Annotated in this window: 11 protein-coding genes and 1 pseudogene; 3 read left to right on the top strand and 9 right to left on the bottom strand. The window is 52.8% G+C overall.

The annotated features are described in order from the left end of the window. Window positions 1-364: 364 nt before the first annotated feature. The 4 genes from CX650_RS11370 to CX650_RS11355 form a co-directional block, all read right to left on the bottom strand. Window positions 365-1,819 (bottom strand): ATP-dependent nuclease, encoded by a 1,455-nt coding sequence (locus CX650_RS11370; RefSeq protein ID WP_101095881.1) that lies wholly within the window; start codon window positions 1,817-1,819, stop codon window positions 365-367. 500 nt (window positions 1,820-2,319) lie between these two features. Beyond that, window positions 2,320-2,547 carry a hypothetical protein gene (locus CX650_RS11365; RefSeq protein ID WP_101095880.1) on the bottom strand — a complete coding sequence of 76 codons (228 nt, stop codon included), beginning with the start codon at window positions 2,545-2,547 and terminating at the stop codon, window positions 2,320-2,322. Between the two features lie 68 nt (window positions 2,548-2,615). Then, window positions 2,616-4,265, bottom strand: coding sequence for a BamA/TamA family outer membrane protein (locus tag CX650_RS11360; protein WP_229800104.1), 1,650 nt, complete (start codon window positions 4,263-4,265; stop codon window positions 2,616-2,618). A gap of 156 nt (window positions 4,266-4,421) precedes the next feature. Further along, window positions 4,422-5,642 carry a threonine/serine exporter family protein gene (locus tag CX650_RS11355; protein ID WP_025889321.1) on the bottom strand — a complete coding sequence of 407 codons (1,221 nt, stop codon included), beginning with the start codon at window positions 5,640-5,642 and terminating at the stop codon, window positions 4,422-4,424. A 215-nt stretch (window positions 5,643-5,857) separates the two neighbouring features. On the opposite strand from CX650_RS11355, the gene CX650_RS11350 reads away from it, so the two are divergent. Both CX650_RS11350 and CX650_RS11345 read left to right on the top strand, forming a co-directional pair. Next, entirely contained in the window at window positions 5,858-6,262 is a 405-nt protein-coding gene (locus tag CX650_RS11350; RefSeq protein ID WP_039035849.1) for an MAPEG family protein, read from the top strand. Window positions 6,263-6,437: 175 nt separating this feature from the next. Beyond that, window positions 6,438-8,798, top strand: a complete 2,361-nt coding sequence (locus tag CX650_RS11345; protein WP_101056796.1) for a YgiQ family radical SAM protein — start codon at window positions 6,438-6,440, stop codon at window positions 8,796-8,798. 92 nt (window positions 8,799-8,890) lie between these two features. On the opposite strand, the gene CX650_RS11340 is transcribed toward CX650_RS11345, so the two are convergent. From CX650_RS11340 to CX650_RS11325, 4 genes and pseudogenes are all read right to left on the bottom strand, one after another. Further along, window positions 8,891-11,599 carry a DEAD/DEAH box helicase gene (locus CX650_RS11340; protein ID WP_101095879.1) on the bottom strand — a complete coding sequence of 903 codons (2,709 nt, stop codon included), beginning with the start codon at window positions 11,597-11,599 and terminating at the stop codon, window positions 8,891-8,893. Window positions 11,600-11,868: 269 nt separating this feature from the next. Then, a complete protein-coding gene (locus tag CX650_RS11335) occupies window positions 11,869-13,023 on the bottom strand; it encodes a porin (RefSeq protein WP_101056794.1) in 1,155 nt (384 codons plus the stop codon). Between the two features lie 76 nt (window positions 13,024-13,099). Then, window positions 13,100-14,419, bottom strand: a complete 1,320-nt coding sequence (gene potE / locus CX650_RS11330; protein WP_101056793.1) for a putrescine-ornithine antiporter — start codon at window positions 14,417-14,419, stop codon at window positions 13,100-13,102. Window positions 14,420-14,477: 58 nt separating this feature from the next. After that, window positions 14,478-15,107, bottom strand: a pseudogene (locus CX650_RS11325) (Orn/Lys/Arg family decarboxylase); the annotation flags it as partial. 67 nt (window positions 15,108-15,174) lie between these two features. Between CX650_RS11325 and CX650_RS11320 the strand changes: the two are divergent. After that, window positions 15,175-16,349 (top strand): IS3 family transposase gene (locus CX650_RS11320; protein WP_101095878.1). Its coding sequence is split into 2 segments (ribosomal slippage): window positions 15,175-15,433 and window positions 15,433-16,349, totalling 1,176 coding nucleotides; the frame shifts between segments, so codons are not numbered across the junction. An 11-nt stretch (window positions 16,350-16,360) separates the two neighbouring features. Here the strand turns inward: CX650_RS11320 and CX650_RS20155 are convergent. Next, window positions 16,361-16,528 carry a hypothetical protein gene (locus CX650_RS20155; RefSeq protein ID WP_164489371.1) on the bottom strand — a complete coding sequence of 56 codons (168 nt, stop codon included), beginning with the start codon at window positions 16,526-16,528 and terminating at the stop codon, window positions 16,361-16,363. Between the last annotated feature and the right edge of the window lies 1 nt (window position 16,529).

Below are 16,529 nucleotides of genomic sequence, written 5' to 3'. Positions count from 1 at the left end.
GAATCGGGGACAGAAGACATTGGTCTGCCTCCGGAATCCTATGAGGCCTCATTAAGTCAAACTTACTGGCTTAATACATGGCTCAAAAGAGATGTGAAGTATACCCGTCCGGATGGGACCAAAGAACGAGTTGACTGCCTCTGTAGGAGGCTTCCTATCAACTTGGGAGTAGCTGATTACCTTTCAAAGGAAATCGCATCTCTGGGAGAACAAACACGGCGCGTAGCCTACATCAACATGCAAAAGCTGAAAATCAGAAGAGCGAAAGCGTAGGGTGAGCTTGGCTAAAAGCTGTTGATAGATGTTGTTTTTAGCCCTGCATGGTGCGGGGCTTCTGTCAAAATCAGGTCTGAACCACTACAACTTAGGTATTGGCTTTGACTGCATCAATAATGTGCTTGTAAGACTCCGCTCCAATATTATCTAGGTAGATACGTATAACTTCATCTCTCAAAACGATTGGGTGCATTGAAATCTCATTAGCTAAGCACTTGGTATACCCATGGTGGTTAGTTACCCCTCGCAACGCAAGAACATTGTGAACATCCAAACCATATGTATGTTCTAGGTAAGCGAGAACAGCCCCATTATTATAGACCTCTTTCTCTGGTGCTAGCTGACCAGGAAATGAGTAAAGTCTCTCACCTTCAGCGGCTCCTTTATCTGCATCTCGCACAGCAATACAGGGTTTTTTTATCTGATCCATCAGTTTTAACGCATTGCGAACGGCTTTAGTATCTCCAATTTTTTCGATAAATACCGCAGCAAGCAATTCGGGAGCTGAGTTTCTGAGCATTTTTGTTAGCATATCGACCGCAAACTCATCTTCAACGAAAATTGCGAGTGATTTTACTGCGCCAAGGGTAAATATCGATCTTGCTCTGGTGGATGACAGTCCCTCATAAGATTTCACCCCATCAAAGTTGCGGTGTAAAAGAATTCTGCCCTCTGGCGGCAATGCACTAAGCATAGTGTCAGAGTGAGTAGTGAAGACAATTTGATGCCCTTTGCGATCACATACATCCAGCAGATATTTTACCAACTCATACTCAGCATGCTCGTGGAGAGACGTTTCAGGTTCTTCAATCACGAAAAGGCTGTTGTCTGGGGCACTTTCAAGAAGATCTACTATGTAGAATGTTCTTCCTTCCCCAAAGCCCATATTATTCTCTGAGTAACTAGCGCCAAACCTAGCGGCTATGCCCAGCTCTGCTTGGTGTTTTCCGTGACGAATTCCTTGGAAGTGAAGTTCTTCGTACTGTTGACCGAGGATTCTACCTACTTTTATTTTTGTTTCGTCGGGAATGTCACGTCGCTCAGTTAATGCGAAGGAGCTACCTTTGTAAATACTGAGGTCTTTCCGTTCAACCTTAGGAATATAAACGGTAAAGCCAATATAGTAACAATGCCTTTTGGGTTGACGTTTGTAGCCGCTCCATTCCTTCTGGTTCCGCTTAACAGTGAGCTCTTGAGGTGCATTAACATCAGGTGTTTCGTAGTGGAAAACTATGCTCGCGTCGGCCTTGAATGGATTAGGGTCAGCTGCAGAGGCTGGAAAAAAGTCTCGAACATAGAAGCGTTTGTATGACTTTGGAGCATCAGAAGGTTGTCTATATCCACTTAAACAAATTTGTCCTAAGGTGCTTTTTCCTGCTCCATTTAGTCCAGAAATCGCAACTACAGGATAGTTGAATTGGACTTCTAATCCATCGATTCCTCTGAACCCATTGATGGTCATTGCTCTGATTGATGAACCAAAGTTGGCAAATCTATGCTCCAATTTGTACTTGTGTGTTAGTCCTGACTTCGGTGTCGCCATCAACCACTTACTCCTAATTTATTGGTGAATTCTTTTCTTCACAGTTCATCGAAAACTTCAGTGCCGTAGTCTATGAGATGTAAAGTTTCGAGAATCTAGCAAACTTCAGATTCCCTGTCTTCTGAATTGTATCTGGCTGATTTATATGAGTCATACATTGATTAGATGTGTGTTGTGTGCTGAAGTTTTAGACTAGGTAAAGTCCTAGAACCACAGCTATAAGCCAGAGGTGGTGGTTTCTGACCCGGTAAGGCGATTTGAAAATTGAAGGCCTAGCGAAGGCCGCTGTTCAGATCCCGTTGATTTTTGTCAGGCTTACAGATAGCGTTGAAAGGTGTGCTACAAACTGTGTAACAAAAGGGGCTGTGAATGCCCCTGAAATCCCCTGTAATCAACTGATTTGCTGTGAGGGAGTGGGCTTATCGGCCAACTCACCAAATAAAACGAGGCCGCCCGTGTTATCACGGGCGGCCTTTTGCTTTTCTACTCGAGTGGAATGTTCATGGCTTGGGCTTGCTCAGGCTGCCATTGGGCCACAGCTTGAGTTGGCAGCCTTCCTCCCAGCGCTGGCAGGCCAGGCGAGTCATCTCTACCATGACGCCCTTGAGTTCTCCTTCTTCCTGAAAGCTGTATGGCGCAAAATCAAAAAAAGCGATTTTCAACGTGCTTGCCTGTGCCGATATCAGGTACGACAGGCCGAGCAGCACAGAGGAAAGGAGTTTTTTCATGTCAGCTCCAGGTTGCTGTGACCCTTCAAGTTTAGTGCAGAGTTTGCCGCTGGGGTGGCAAAGTCAGCCTAGAAACTCTGCTTCACTTGAAAGCGCCATTCCCAGCCGTCCACTTCATCGCCCCGGGTAAAGGGCACGCTGAAATCGATATGGGCGACATGACCATAACTGGAGCGGGAAGAGTAGATTCTGGCACCTATACCGACAGAGCCTATGGGGCCTGAGACTTCGTTGTCATTGGCCATGGCACCACCAAAGGCCTGACCGACATCGATAAAGGCGGCCCAGCCCAATTCTGCCAGTTGGTAGAGGTTGATATTGGGGTAATAGCGGATTTCGCCGGTCAGCAGCCATTGATTGTCACCGTGCTGGTAGTCGTTGGGATAACCGCGAATGCCGGTTTCATCCCCCAGCGCAAAGGGACGGTCGATATAGTTGTTGTTGGAGTTGGACAGCCGCGCCTTGGAATAGGCGGTCCACTTGGGGGTGAACTTATAGAAATACTCGGCGGCAACATTCACTTGATAAAAGTCCCGTTGCCGGGTGGCCAGGGTGGCTTCACCGCCAAATGCCAGCAACAGCAGCTCCTTACCCTCAAAATAGCCGCGACTGCTGCGCCAGTTGAGGTGATAACCCAGGCTATCACTGTCTTTGGTTTCCAGCCCCAGTTTAACGCTGTGATGCCAGCCGAGGTTGAAGTCTTCGTTATAGTTGACCAGGTGAATATTGGTCAGTACCCGAAAGTCATCCTGCAAGTACTCCCATTCTACCCAGGGGTAGAGAAAGTCTCTGTCCTGAGGCAAGGGCTGCTGCGGGTATTGAGGCAGGGCGTAAAAGCTGTGCTTATCCTGGGTAACTCCAAGGCGTAATCTTTGCCGGCTCTGGTTTTCTTTGGCGAACATAAAGCCCCAGTAGAGGTTACGATAGCGGAGCTCTTCATTGAATTCGTTGATGTCGAGGCCGTTTTGGCGAATGGTGTCGATTCTGTCTTCATCCAGATACTCGGCGCCGTAGGCGCGGGTGTCGTCCAGAGTATAGAAAGGCTTGTCGAAATACAGCTGTTTGGCCTGACCATCGCTGTTGTCATAGAAGTTGGCCGCCACAGTGGCATTTTTGATGATGTTCAGCGGCATTTCGAACGCGACTTTGTAGCCGGTTCTGTCCTCGTCGGATTGGTACTTCAAACGGGTGCGGATCCCCAGACCCAGAATATTGTCGTCTTTCAACCCGACGGAGAAGCTGTTGTTGCCGCCGCTGCGTCCCAGGCTGATGGTGGGCAGCAGCGACCATTGATCCCAGGTTTCTACCAGCAGGGTTTCACCATCAGGCTGTTGATCGGCACTCGGGTCGGCCTTGACCACAGAGATCCTGGCGTCTCTGAGATAGGGCTCACGCCTAAGAATTCGCTGCGCTTCTTCCAACTGCCTTGGGGTCACTTCCTGCCCCTCCTGAATACTGAGGCGATTAAGGATCACCGACTCCCGGGTATTGATATGCAAGGCGTTGGCCCAATTGTGCAGGAAGATGGCATTCTTGGCAGACTCGTCGAAAATCGGGTTGCTGACCACCACAATTTTGCCAACCTTGAACCGCTCAGATAGTGGATTTTGGCCTTGGGAAGACGAGGTGATGCCATCGCCTGCGGTGCCGGTTTCGGCCAAAACGGAGAGGCTGGCAAACAGGGTTGCCAGAAGCAAGACACTGCGGCTTGTTGCCATAGACTGCCTCCTCTCGGTAGTGAATATCGGGCTGATATTCACACTTCAATAACACAACCGAATAGGCGGTTAGTCAAGAAGGCTGGCGAAATAAAGTAATGATTTAGCTTGTAATAAACTATCTTTTCCCGGCGCTAATGCCCACGGCAGCTGTGTTTAGAGGGTGTTTCTCGGCGGCACCACCACGTTGGAGAAGATGAGCCCGGCGATCAGTGACATGAATATCAGAAAGATCTGCGACCCCAGATGCGACTGGTTCAACATGGTTTCACCCGAGATAAGCACATTGAGGCCGATATAGGTCTTGGAGCCAGGCACCAGGATGACTATCCCCTGCAGCAGGGCGATGGAGGCCGGTGCCTTCATCCAGCGGGCAAACAGGTTGGCGTAAATACCCACGGCCAGGGCGCCGAAGAAGATCCCCAGAGAATCCCCCAGATAGAGGCCGCCGAACATGGCGGAGAAGAAGGCCACAATACCCGCCAGTACGCCCCAAGGGGCATCTTTGAGCCTGGCCTTGAAGATAAACACCAGCGCCATGGAGAGGATGGGCACCGCCGACCAGATGGCCCAGCGAGGCAGTGGCATGGGTTCGATATAGAGGGATTCTCCGAACAGGGCATTGCCTATTGCCACGCCGAGTACGGCGCCGAAGTAGAGTTTGAATAGCAGCATTACCGCATCCATGATCCTCATGGTGCCTGACATAAGATCCCTTGCCGCCAGTTCGGCCAGGCCCAGGGTCAGCGCCAGGCCGGGAATAAAGACGATGATCCCCGACAGTACCACCACGGGGATATTCAGCCCGGCATCCAGTTGCGCCAGGCCGCAGGCGGCGAAACCGGCCAGCATGGCGGCTAAAGGCTCCAGCAGTTCGGCCATCCGCCGCGAGCGTTCGGCGCTGAATACCAAGCCATAGACCAACATGCCTATCAAGGCCGACCAGAACACATCATTCCAGCTGCTGCCCATCAGCATGGCAAAGGCGGCGGCCGAGGTGCCAAAGGCGCCCAGGGTTAACATGGGGCCATAGGGATTGGGCTTGTTGGCTATCTCATCCAGCCGTTCCAGCGCTTCACTCAGGCTGCGTTGCCCCAGGCTCAGCTCCTGCACTAAGGCGTCGGTGCGGGCCAGCGACCCCAGATCCAGCTCGCCGGGTTTGACCCTGGCAACATGGTTGTATTCCTGATCTGTGTCGTGCTGCAGCACAAAGGTCATCGAAGTGGGCGAGATCAGAAAATAGCCTTCGATGCCGAGCGTCTTGGCCACTGTCTGCAAGTGGGTTTCGAGCCGATAAGCCGGAGTGCCGAACTTATGCAGAGCCTTACCCAACTTGATGATAAAACGGCGCTTTTCAATGAATTCTTGATTATCCACTCGGTTTCCCACTGTGCCCTTGGTTGGACGGACGGTTTTTTGCCCGCGCGGATTCTACAGCAAGGGGGCTGAATCCGGTTAATGACATTTTAAAAATTATTTCCTTTATGTGAGCTTAAGTGCAAGCTTGTTGCGTTAAGGTTGATGCGCACACCTGGATTTTATGGGGCCAATAGGGGCTGAATAGAGAAGGTTAAAAAGGAGAGTTTGAAATTATGTCATTGTTTATATCGGGTTTTTATGCCGCCTTGACGGGACTTTTGGTCTTGGTTTTGGCTTACCGGGTGGTAGGGCTGCGCCGTGCTTACAAGATAGGCCTGGGTGATGGCGGCAACGATGCACTGTATCTGGCCAACCGGGTACACGGTAACCTGCTGGAAAATGCCCCGATAGCCTTGCTGCTTTTGGTGTTGGCCGAAGCCAACGGCATGGCCGGCGTTTGGTTACATCTACTGGGGACGATTTGGCTGGTGGCCAGATTGCTGCATGCCATAGGTCTGACCCAAGGCAAGGGCGGTTACCACCCGGGCCGATTCCTCGGCACCTTGTTCACCTGGATAAGCATACTCGTGCTGGCGCTGTTTAACCTCTGGCAGTATGTGGGGCGCTTGCTGCTTTGAACCCGAGAGAAGCCACAATCCAAGTAGGGCCTTGGCTTGCAGGCACAAGCAAGGGGGATAAATAGTCGGCAGTTGGTGAAAAATCAGTCACACTTAACCCGGTTAGCCTGTTATACTCCGCGGCCCTGAGGCAGCGTGGCTGCCGTGTGTCGAATCCTTTGATGGTCAGTCTCAAATGCAAGTCGAATCCAGCTTATTTCAGTATCCCAAGTATTGGGCCGAGTGTTACGGCACGGCTCCCTTTTTGCCCATGTCCCGCAAGGAGATGGAACAACTGGGATGGGACAGCTGTGATGTGATCCTGGTGACAGGTGATGCCTATGTGGATCACCCCAGTTTTGGCATGGCGGTGATAGGCCGTTTGCTGGAAGCGCAGGGATTCAGAGTGGGGATCATCTCGCAGCCGGATTGGTCCAGCAAAGAGGCTTTTATGAGCCTGGGTAAGCCGAATCTGTTTTTCGGGGTCACTGCAGGCAATATGGATTCGATGATCAACCGTTATACTGCCGATCGTAAACTGCGCCACGACGATGCCTATACCGCAGGCAATGAAGGCGGCAAGCGCCCGGATCGCGCCGTGACTGTTTATACCCAGCGCTGTAAGGAAGCCTTTAAAGAGGTGCCCGTGGTCATAGGCGGTATTGAGGCCAGCCTACGGCGGATTGCTCACTATGACTATTGGTCCGACAAAGTGCGCCGCAGTGTTATTTTTGATGCCAAGGCTGACATCCTGATCTACGGCAATGCCGAGCGGCCGCTGGTGGAAGTGGCGCACCGTCTCGCCAAGGGTGAAACCATGGCGCAGATGCAGAATATCCGCGGCACAGCGGTTATCCGTAAAGAGCCTCTGCCAGAATGGCGCGGCATGGACTCGCGCAAGATAGATCAGTTGCATAAAATTGACCCTATCCCCAATCCCTATGGCGCCGATGATGTCGGCTGCCAGAATTTGTCCGGGCCATCCGACAAGAAGATCTTCGACAACGACGCTCCCAAGCCCATCAGCGTGCAGCCACCCAAGCCACGGCCCTGGGAGCAGACCTATGTGTTGCTGCCGGCCTTCGAGCGGGTGAGTGAAGACAGATACCTGTACGCCCATGCATCGAGGATTTTGCATCAGGAGCAAAACCCAGGTTGTGCCAGAGCCCTGTTCCAGCCCCACGGCGACCGTGGTGTTTGGGTCAACCCACCGGCCTGGCCGCTCAACACAGATGAGATGGATGCGGTATTCGACTTGCCTTATGCCAGGGTGCCACACCCGGTTTACGGCAAGGCCAAGATCCCGGCCTACGACATGATCAAGACCTCAATCAATATCATGCGAGGTTGTTTCGGTGGCTGCTCATTTTGCTCGATAACCGAGCATGAAGGGCGCATTATCCAGAGCCGCTCGAAAGAATCCATTATCAAAGAAATTAAAGATATACAGCAGAAAGTGCCCGGCTTTACCGGGGTGATTTCCGATCTCGGCGGCCCAACGGCCAACATGTATCGTCTCGGCTGCAAGAGCGAAAAGGCCGAAAAGACCTGTCGGCGCTTATCCTGTGTCTTTCCCGGTATTTGTGGCCATTTGGACACAGATCATCAGCACACCATAGATCTTTACCGTGCCGCCCGGGATGTTCCCGGGATCAAGAAGGTACTGATTGCCTCCGGCGTGCGGTATGACCTGGCGATTGAAGATCCTCGTTACGTTAAAGAGCTGGCCAAGCACCATGTGGGTGGCTATCTCAAAATAGCACCGGAACATACCGAAGAGGGGCCTTTATCCAAGATGATGAAGCCAGGTATGGGCACCTACGACAAGTTCAAGGAGCTGTTCGACCAATACTCGGCCGAAGCGGGTAAGCAGCAGTATCTGATCCCCTATTTTATTTCGGCTCACCCGGGCACCACGGACGAGGACATGCTCAACCTGGCGCTGTGGCTCAAGGAGCGTAAGTTCAAGCTGGATCAGGTGCAGAACTTCTACCCATCGCCTATGGCCAATGCCACGACCATCTACCACACAGAGCTGAACTCGTTGAAAAACGTCAAACACAGCAGCGAAGAGGTGCCGGTGGCCAAGAAGGGGCGCCAGCGGCGACTGCACAAGGCCTTGCTGCGCTATCACGACAGCGCAGGTTGGCCGTTGATCCGCGAGGCGCTTATCGCCATGGGGAAACAGCATCTTATCGGCACCGGGCCACAGCATCTGGTGCCCCCGGAAGGCCGCGCCGAAGCCTGGGCCGGTAAGCATAACCGCAAGGGGGCCGACAAGGGCCGCCAGGGACTCACCCGTTTCAGCGACAATCAGTTTGCAGAGCGCAGCGGCAAAGCCGCCAAGGGTAAGCCAACCGAAGGGGCCAAAGGCGGTAACAAGGCCGGAAAAGGCAAGGGCGGCGACCACACAACAACAGGCAAAGTGGCAACAGCTAAAGGCTCCAAGCCCGGCAGTGGCAAAGCCAGACCCGGTGCCAGGCCTGTCTTTGGCCATGCACAAAGCCATGCTCAGGGTAAAAATCAGGGTAAAAGCCAAGGTAAGAAACCCAAGTAAGAACTCAAGCACCAACCATTATCGCTAAAGTGGAAAGTAGGAGCGCTGAGCCAAGGGGCCGCGCTCCCTCCAACACTTCTCAGAGGCTATCCCTAAGTCTCTGCGCCGGATAAGGTCCTTACCTGGCCAAGCTTACTGCGAATGCGCTCGATACAGGCACTGGGATTCTTCAACCAGAGTCCATAGCTGATGGGCAACGTGGGCACCTTGGCCCGCTGCAGTATCTTGTATGTGTCCAGTTCAAAAAAGTCCATCCAGGGGCCGGGAAAGCCGATGAGATCCAGCGCCAGATACTCGCCCTGCCAGCGGCAGAGGATATCCACCTCTGTGCCGGCTAGCTCATAGCCCGGCCAGGTTTCGATATTGTGTCCGGCCAAGGCGTCACAGAGCTGGCGCTGAAACTTATCAAGGTGATCATTTTGCCTGTGCCGAGCATTGAATTGACGGCTGGATTCCAGATAGCGGCGCAGCAGGGAATGACTCGGCAGCTCTTGGGCCGCTACTGAAACAAACAGGTGTTGTTGCTCTCTGGCGCGGGTAATAGCCACATTGAACACATCTTCGCGGTTGAGATATACCGCGGCTCTCTTGCTCTGTGGGTCAACGGCAAATGAGAGATACATAATGTCGCGCTCCTCCCCCTGAAAACCAAAGGGGGTGTCGGCCCGCAGGCGATACTTTTTCAGTTCGGTGGCGGAAAACTGTTTGAACAAAGTATCGGCCAGCGCATCGGCCTGAGCCCTAAAAGGCGATAACACTCCCAGCGACTTGGTCATGCCCGCTTGTTCGCAGCTGTCTATCTGCTGCCTTATCAGGTTGCACAGTGCACTGATTTCAGCCTGGTTGACTCCCTGTTCATTGCGCTCGCCCATCACTGAGTGCAGATGCAGATGGCCGCTGCTGGTACAGGGTCTGTGCTGCATTATCCGCAGTCGCTGCTGATAAAACTGCGAGTTGCTGAAATTGATAAGCTCGGGAGCGCTGCGAAAGTGCTCATCGAGAAAGGCAACCTGCTGCTGGGAGGCTATCTGCTCGGCCACCAGATCCAAAATCGATTTATCGCGATAGCTGCAGATGCCGGGTTGCGCTGTGGAAACGCCATGCAGTTGTTGTAACGCCTGCTCTTTGCTGCGGGACAGGAAGGAGATATGCCTGAGCTGCTTGCCATCGCCGACGACCAGGGCCCGTTTGGCCCGAAACAGTGCCGGTAAGGCGCTGGTGATATTGCTCTGGCTGGCTTCATCGAAGATAACCAGATCGAATAGTTCCCGCTGCAGCGGCAATACCTTATGCAGGGTGTTGAGGCTAACCAGCCAGATGGGAAACGCTTGCTGCAACACCTGGTAATCCAAGGTATCGAACAGGGCAAACTGCCGTTGTGAGGTGCGGGAACGAATCGCTTGATTGAAAGTTTGCAGCTGTTGCCTGTGGTTATTCAGCAAGTCGGCAACCCGGCTGGTTTTGACATTTTGCAGCAACTTGGCGGCCAGCGCCTCCTTGGTTGTCAGACTATCGTTCAACTCATCCAGGGTGTCCCAATGTTGGCTCAGGTTTTCCATGCTGTGGCCAAACAGAGCAAGATAGAGCTGCAATAACCAGCGCCGCTGTGAGCGTTCCAGTTTGTGCAGCCTTTGACCACGGCGAATGGCGCGGCGCAAAAACTGCAGCAGCCGGCGTTCTGAGTTGTCCAGTTGCCGGTTCAATAAATTGAGCTGGCTTTCCAACTGCTGCGGTGGTGTGTGCTCAAGTGAATGATAGCCGTTCAGCAGATTGCTGAGATAATCCTTGAGCTGTTTCAGGAAGGCCTTTTGTCCCGCTCGCAGGCTGATGTCCTTGAGCCCGAACTGACTCTCAAGCTTGTCGTTGATGACATCGAGCGCATGCTCGTTGTTGGCGACGACCAGCACAGACTCGCCCCGGGCCATATGCTCGGCCGCGACGGCGGCTATGGTATAACTCTTGCCGGTTCCCGGCGGCCCGACAACGCAGCCAAGACTGTGGCCGGCGCCTATCTCCAGCACTTGCTGCTGTGCCCGGGACAGGAGGCAGGGCAGGTACTGGCTTTTGAGCCGGCGCTTGGCTTCGGTCTTGGCTGGCAGTTGTGTTCCCATCAGATTCTGCAGCGGCGCCGAGAGTTCGGCCGCATTCATCATGGCAGAGATCTCATGCAGAATGCCGCGACTGGCGCTGGGGCGTTTCAGAAACACCAGCGCCGATGCCGGCACCAGAGTTAACTTACGCTTGCGGGTCAGGCGGGCGAGGCTGTCATAACCTGTCAGTTTGGGGAACCCCAGCAGCCCCAGGGTATCTATGTTCTGGTGGCTCTGGCTCAACAGCGAGGTCCAGCTGTCGGGGCGCTCGGGAGCTAAGATGGCGTCAAAGCCGGCTTCCATACTGTCTTCCGGCAGCAACAGCCGCAGCAAGGATTCGTTAATCTGCAGTGCCCCCTCTTTGAGGGAAACATAGAAGCTGCCGTCATCTTCTTCCAACTGGGCTTCTTTAAAAACCAGAGGGCTGAGTACAGTGCGGGTCTGCCCCTCTTCCTTTAACTGGCCGACCACAAAATGGGAAACGTAAAGCAGTTGGCGCTCGCGCTGGTACATGGCGATTCTGGGCAGGAGCTGCGCCCCGGCTTCATGGGCGATTGGCTGTCTTGGCAGGAAGCCTGAAAGCAGCGAATCCTCGCCCTCAATAAACAGCCTGTCTTCCTGGTTTAGTTTGCCAAGGTGCCACAGATTAAGGTCGACACAATCTTCCTTATAGCAATCCTGGTAGTAAGCGAGTAATGGTTTGGCGGGCATGACCTTGACTACTTTTTTGCGTTGGCGCGGCTGCGTCCACTGAAGCCGCGGGATGGCAAGTATCCTAACGGTTTAGGCGTAAGCTTTCCAGAAATGCGCCTTGATGCCGGTCGTTTTGAGTGGAGCCTGGGGGGCATATCTCCCGCCAAACTTTTCGGTTTTAAGTAAAAAAAGACCACCCTGGAAGGAAGTGGGCAGGGTGGCCGAGCGTGCCTGGCAAAAGGAGGTTGCCAGCAATGGAGCGGGAGTGTGCCGCTATAGAAGTTCAGTTAAAAGAAGTAGTTGATCCCCACGGCGAAGTTATTGTCCTGGGCGGCATCTTCGGCCGGGTCATCCATGTCGCTGAAGTCCAGCTTGGCCTCAAAGAACATCACAGTGTCTTTGCTGTATCTGTAGTGCAGACCCAGCATGGCAAATTGGCGACGCCAGTTCCCTTGAATGGCACTGTGCTGATCTGTATCCAGATCCAGGTAGCTCAGCATGGCAATGGGCACAAAGCCGTTGTCGTATTGGTAGGCTAGCATCAGCTCGGCGCCGGTGGCGTCGTACAGTTCACCGCCAACCAGTTCGTTGTTGTCACTCTTGTGGGCGTTGAAACCCACATACAAACCGCTGGCTTCACGGTTGGGCGCATAGTGATAATAGTCACCATACATGGCACCTATGCCTATTATCTGGTTGGTCACCTTGAGTTCGCTGCCTTCCAGGTGGCCGTCGATATCACCACGGTTGAAGCCGGCCAGCAGCTTGAACTTGTCGGTGACGCTGTAGGTCAGGCTGGCACCGTAGCTGGAATCAAAGTCCAGTTCAGAGTTGGCCAGTGGTTCGCCGTTGCTGTCCTGTACCGAGACCTCACCATCTTGCTTGGCGGCGTATTGCAGTGCCAGATGCAGCGGGCCAAAGTCATTGCGGTATTGGAATGCGGCATCGGCGCGTCCGGTACCCGTCAGGCCACCATCACCGAAGGTGTAAGCGCCGACGGCATAACCGGCCACGACATTGGGTAAGTCTGTAGTACCGGCCACATCATAATAGGCGCCCCACTGCTTCCCGAAGGTCAGGCTACCCCAGGTATCGTGGGACAGACCGACATAACCCAGGCGGTTGTTAAGGAAATCATCGGTTTTCTCTGCGGCGAGTCTGCCGCCCTGTAGCACCAGATTGTCATCACTGGTGACCATATTGATGCCCCATTCGGTGACGGCATAGGCGGTCCAGCCGTTGCGCTCTTTACGCTCGAAGCTCAAACGTATTCTTGACGTGTCGTCAATTACCGAGGTCTCGTGGCCATCATTGTAGGCGGCGAAACCCAGCCAGCCGCTGATGCCAAAGCTATTGCTGTCATCCTTGTACAGCTCGATTGCCTGGGCTGAGCCGCAGAGCAGCAGCGCAGGGATTGCCAGCGCCAGTATTGTCTTGTTCATAGTCCACCTCATCCAATATTGTTATTGATTTAACTTTTGGGTGGCGCGCACGCCGGGGTGTGCACGCCCGTACGCCTTAAGCGTGTTTCAATTGCTGTTTGGCATTTTTGTTGGAGATGACGCCGAACAGGGTCCAACCGAAGAAGGTGGCGATAGACCCCAGCATCACGGCGGTTTCCCCTGAGCTATAGAGGGCATAGAAGCTGTACAGGGCACCAATTACGGCCATAAAGTTGGCAATTCGGGCTTGTTTTACAGGGATATTCAATTGCTTTTGCATCACACCCAGAGCCGCCATGGAAAGGATGTAAGGGATGATGTTGGTGACCACGGCCAGGTTAACCAGCGCCTCAAACTGTTTGCTCAGCGATGGGCTGATGGTCATCAGTGACAGTACGGTTTGTACCGAAACGATGATCAGCATGCCGACAACCGGGGCGTCTTTCTTGGTCACCTTGGAGAAGGCTTTAGGGAAGAAACCTTCATCGGCAGATGACTTGAACACCTGGGCGATGGTGAACTGCCAACCCAGCAGGGAACCGGTACAAGAGATGATGGCGCAGGCCATGACGATGGAACCGATAGTAGGGTTGAACATTTGCGCAAAGGCCAGCCCGAAAGGTGCGTTGGACAGCGCCAGCTCACCGTTGGGCACAATACCGGCGATCACGTTGGTAGAGATGATGTAGATAACCGCTGCACCTATGGTGCCGCCCATTACCGCGATAGGCACGTTTTTCTCTGGGTTCTCTACTGCTTCAGAGTTGGCACAGGCAGATTCCAATCCCAGGAAGGCCCACAGTGTCATGGCGATTGAGCCACCCAGAGCCTTGAAGAATGGCATGTCGTGGGGGTTCCATGCTGCCTTGTACAGGTCTAAGTCGAACCAGTACCAACCTATGATGGATACCCCGATAACCGGAATGATGATCCCCCATACTGTGATACTGGATACCTGACCTGTGATGCGGGCACCACCGAAGTTGGCCACAGTGGCCAACCAGAGCACGCCTATGGTGGACAGACAGATGGCTATGGGGCTGAGTTCGACACCGAACAGCACGGCACCATAACCCACGGCGGAAATCGCGATGGCCACGTTGGCGATCAGCAGAGATACCGCGTAGGTATAGTTGGCCATAAAGTTGCCACTGCGACCGAAGGCGTACTCGGCATAACCGCCCATACCACCGGATTTTTTGCTGAACATACCGCACTTGGCGAAGGCGTAGGCCAATGCCGTTGAACCTGCTGCTGTCACCAACCAGGACAGAATTGAAATCGTTCCCACCTGAGCCAGCTGGGTTGGCAGCATAATGATACCTGAGCCCATCATGTTCACTATGGTGAGTATGGTTAACTGAACCACGCCAATTTTATTATTTGCTTTGCTCATAATTATTTACCTAAGTCATGTTGCCAGGTGGCGGGGCGCCATGCCCCGCCGCTTATGGTTAAGCTTTCAGGACATAGCCCATGGCCTGTTGCCGGCCTTCAGGGGTTTGTTCCAGATACACACCCTGCAGCTCAGGTGAGAAACCCGGCAGCAGATTGATCCCTTCTTCCAGGGCGAGGAAGTAACGTTGAACCGCGCCGCCCCAAATCTCGCCGGGAACCACACAGAGCACTCCCGGTGGGTAAGGCAGGGCGCCTTCGGCCGCGATGCGACCTTCCACCTGTGACAGGGGCACCAGCTCCACATTGCCGCGGATAAACTCTATGTTGGCTTCCTGTGGGTTCATCACGGCTTTGGGGAAGTGGACCTGACGGAACATCTCTTTTTGCAGCTGTTTCACATCATGACTGACATAGAGGTCATGCATCTCCTGACACAGCTGACGTATGGTGTAACCCTGATAGCGTTCCTTGTTGGCGTTGTAGACATTGGGCAGCACTTCAGACAGCGGCGCATCTTCATCGACCAGCTTCTCGAAGCGGGCAATCTGAGATACCAGATGCTGCATCTTGGCCATGTTTTCGGCCGGGGTGATCAGGAACAGAATCGAGTTGAGGTCGCACTTCTCCGGAATGATGTTATTTTCACGCAGGAAGTTGGCCAGAATCGTCGCCGGAATACTGTAGTGGCATAGTGAATTTGGCCATCTAAATAGACGAAGTGATAGACTCACTTTTCGCAAATGGGTGGCAGATATGAAGAACACAAGACCGACATTCAGCGCTGAGTTTAAGCTAGAGGCTGCTCAGCTAGTAACAAAGCAAGGCTATAGTGTGGCAGAGGCTGCAATCGCAATGGGAGTCAGCAATTCAGCCATGCGAAAGTGGGTAAAACAGCTCCAACAGGAACTGCAAGGCGATTCTCCCAAAGGCTCACCACTTACGCCTGAGCAACAGCGGATCCGTGAGTTAGAAAAGAAACTTCGCCGCATCGAAGAAGAGAACATTATTTTGAAAAAGGCTACGGCTCTCTTGATGTCAGACTCACTGAACAGTTCTCGCTAGTCGAGAAACTCAGGCAGAGCCATAGTGTAAAACTTATTTGTTCAGTATTTGGTATTCATCGCAGCAGCTATAAGTATTGGCGAGGTAGACCCAGCATTATTAGCTCAGAGCAGGTGAAACTGCATAGCTTGGTGCGAGGGGCCCATAAAGCCAGCAACGGCTCTGCAGGTGCAAGAACCATCGCCAATATGGTGACAACTGCGGGTATACCATTGACGCGTTATCGCGCGACAGGGTTGATGAGAAAACTCGGATTAGTGAGCTGCCAGATACCCCAACACCGCTACAAAAAGGCGGATAAAGAACATGTCGCTATCCCTAACCATCTTGCTCGTCAGTTTGCAGTGACGGCGCCAAATCAAGTGTGGTGTGGCGATGTCACGTATGTGTGGACTTGCAAAGGTTGGGCTTATCTGGCGGTCGTGCTGGATCTATTTGCCCGTAAACCGATAGGTTGGGCCATATCCTATTCGCCTGATAGTACTCTAACGAGTAAAGCCTTAGTGATGGCTTTTGAAGCGCGAGGCAAACCGAAACACCTTATGTTCCATAGCGATCAAGGTAGTCACTATACGAGTCGTGGCTTCCGACAGCAGCTTTGGCGTTATCAGATAAAGCAAAGCATGAGCAGACGAGGAAACTGCTGGGACAATAGTCCGATGGAGCGTTTCTTCAGAAGCTTAAAAACAGAATGGATACCGATGACCGGCTACCGAAGTATCAGTGAGGCTCGGGTTGAAATATCACGATACGTGACGGGGTATTACAGTCAGCTTAGACCGCATCAATATAACGGTGGGCTGACACCGAACGAGTCAGAGCGAAGATACTGGCTTGAATACAAAACCGTGGCCAATTTAACTTGACCACTACATCTTTAGTAATTTCCGACTGGAAGTAAAATGCCCCAGGACATCATGATCCAAATAAAGAAACTCATTCCGATACAACCGAAAAGAAGTTTATCTGCCAGTTTTTCTTTTTCTGGTTTCTTATAAACCAGATAAGCGGCATAGGCCGTAATGCAAAATAGTGTGAACTCCATT

Origin of the sequence: Shewanella indica (assembly GCF_002836975.1) — a bacterium.
Classification (GTDB): Bacteria; Pseudomonadota; Gammaproteobacteria; order Enterobacterales; family Shewanellaceae; genus Shewanella; species Shewanella indica.
Note: the sequence above shows the minus strand (reverse complement) of the source record. Positions and strands in the feature narration are given on the sequence as shown.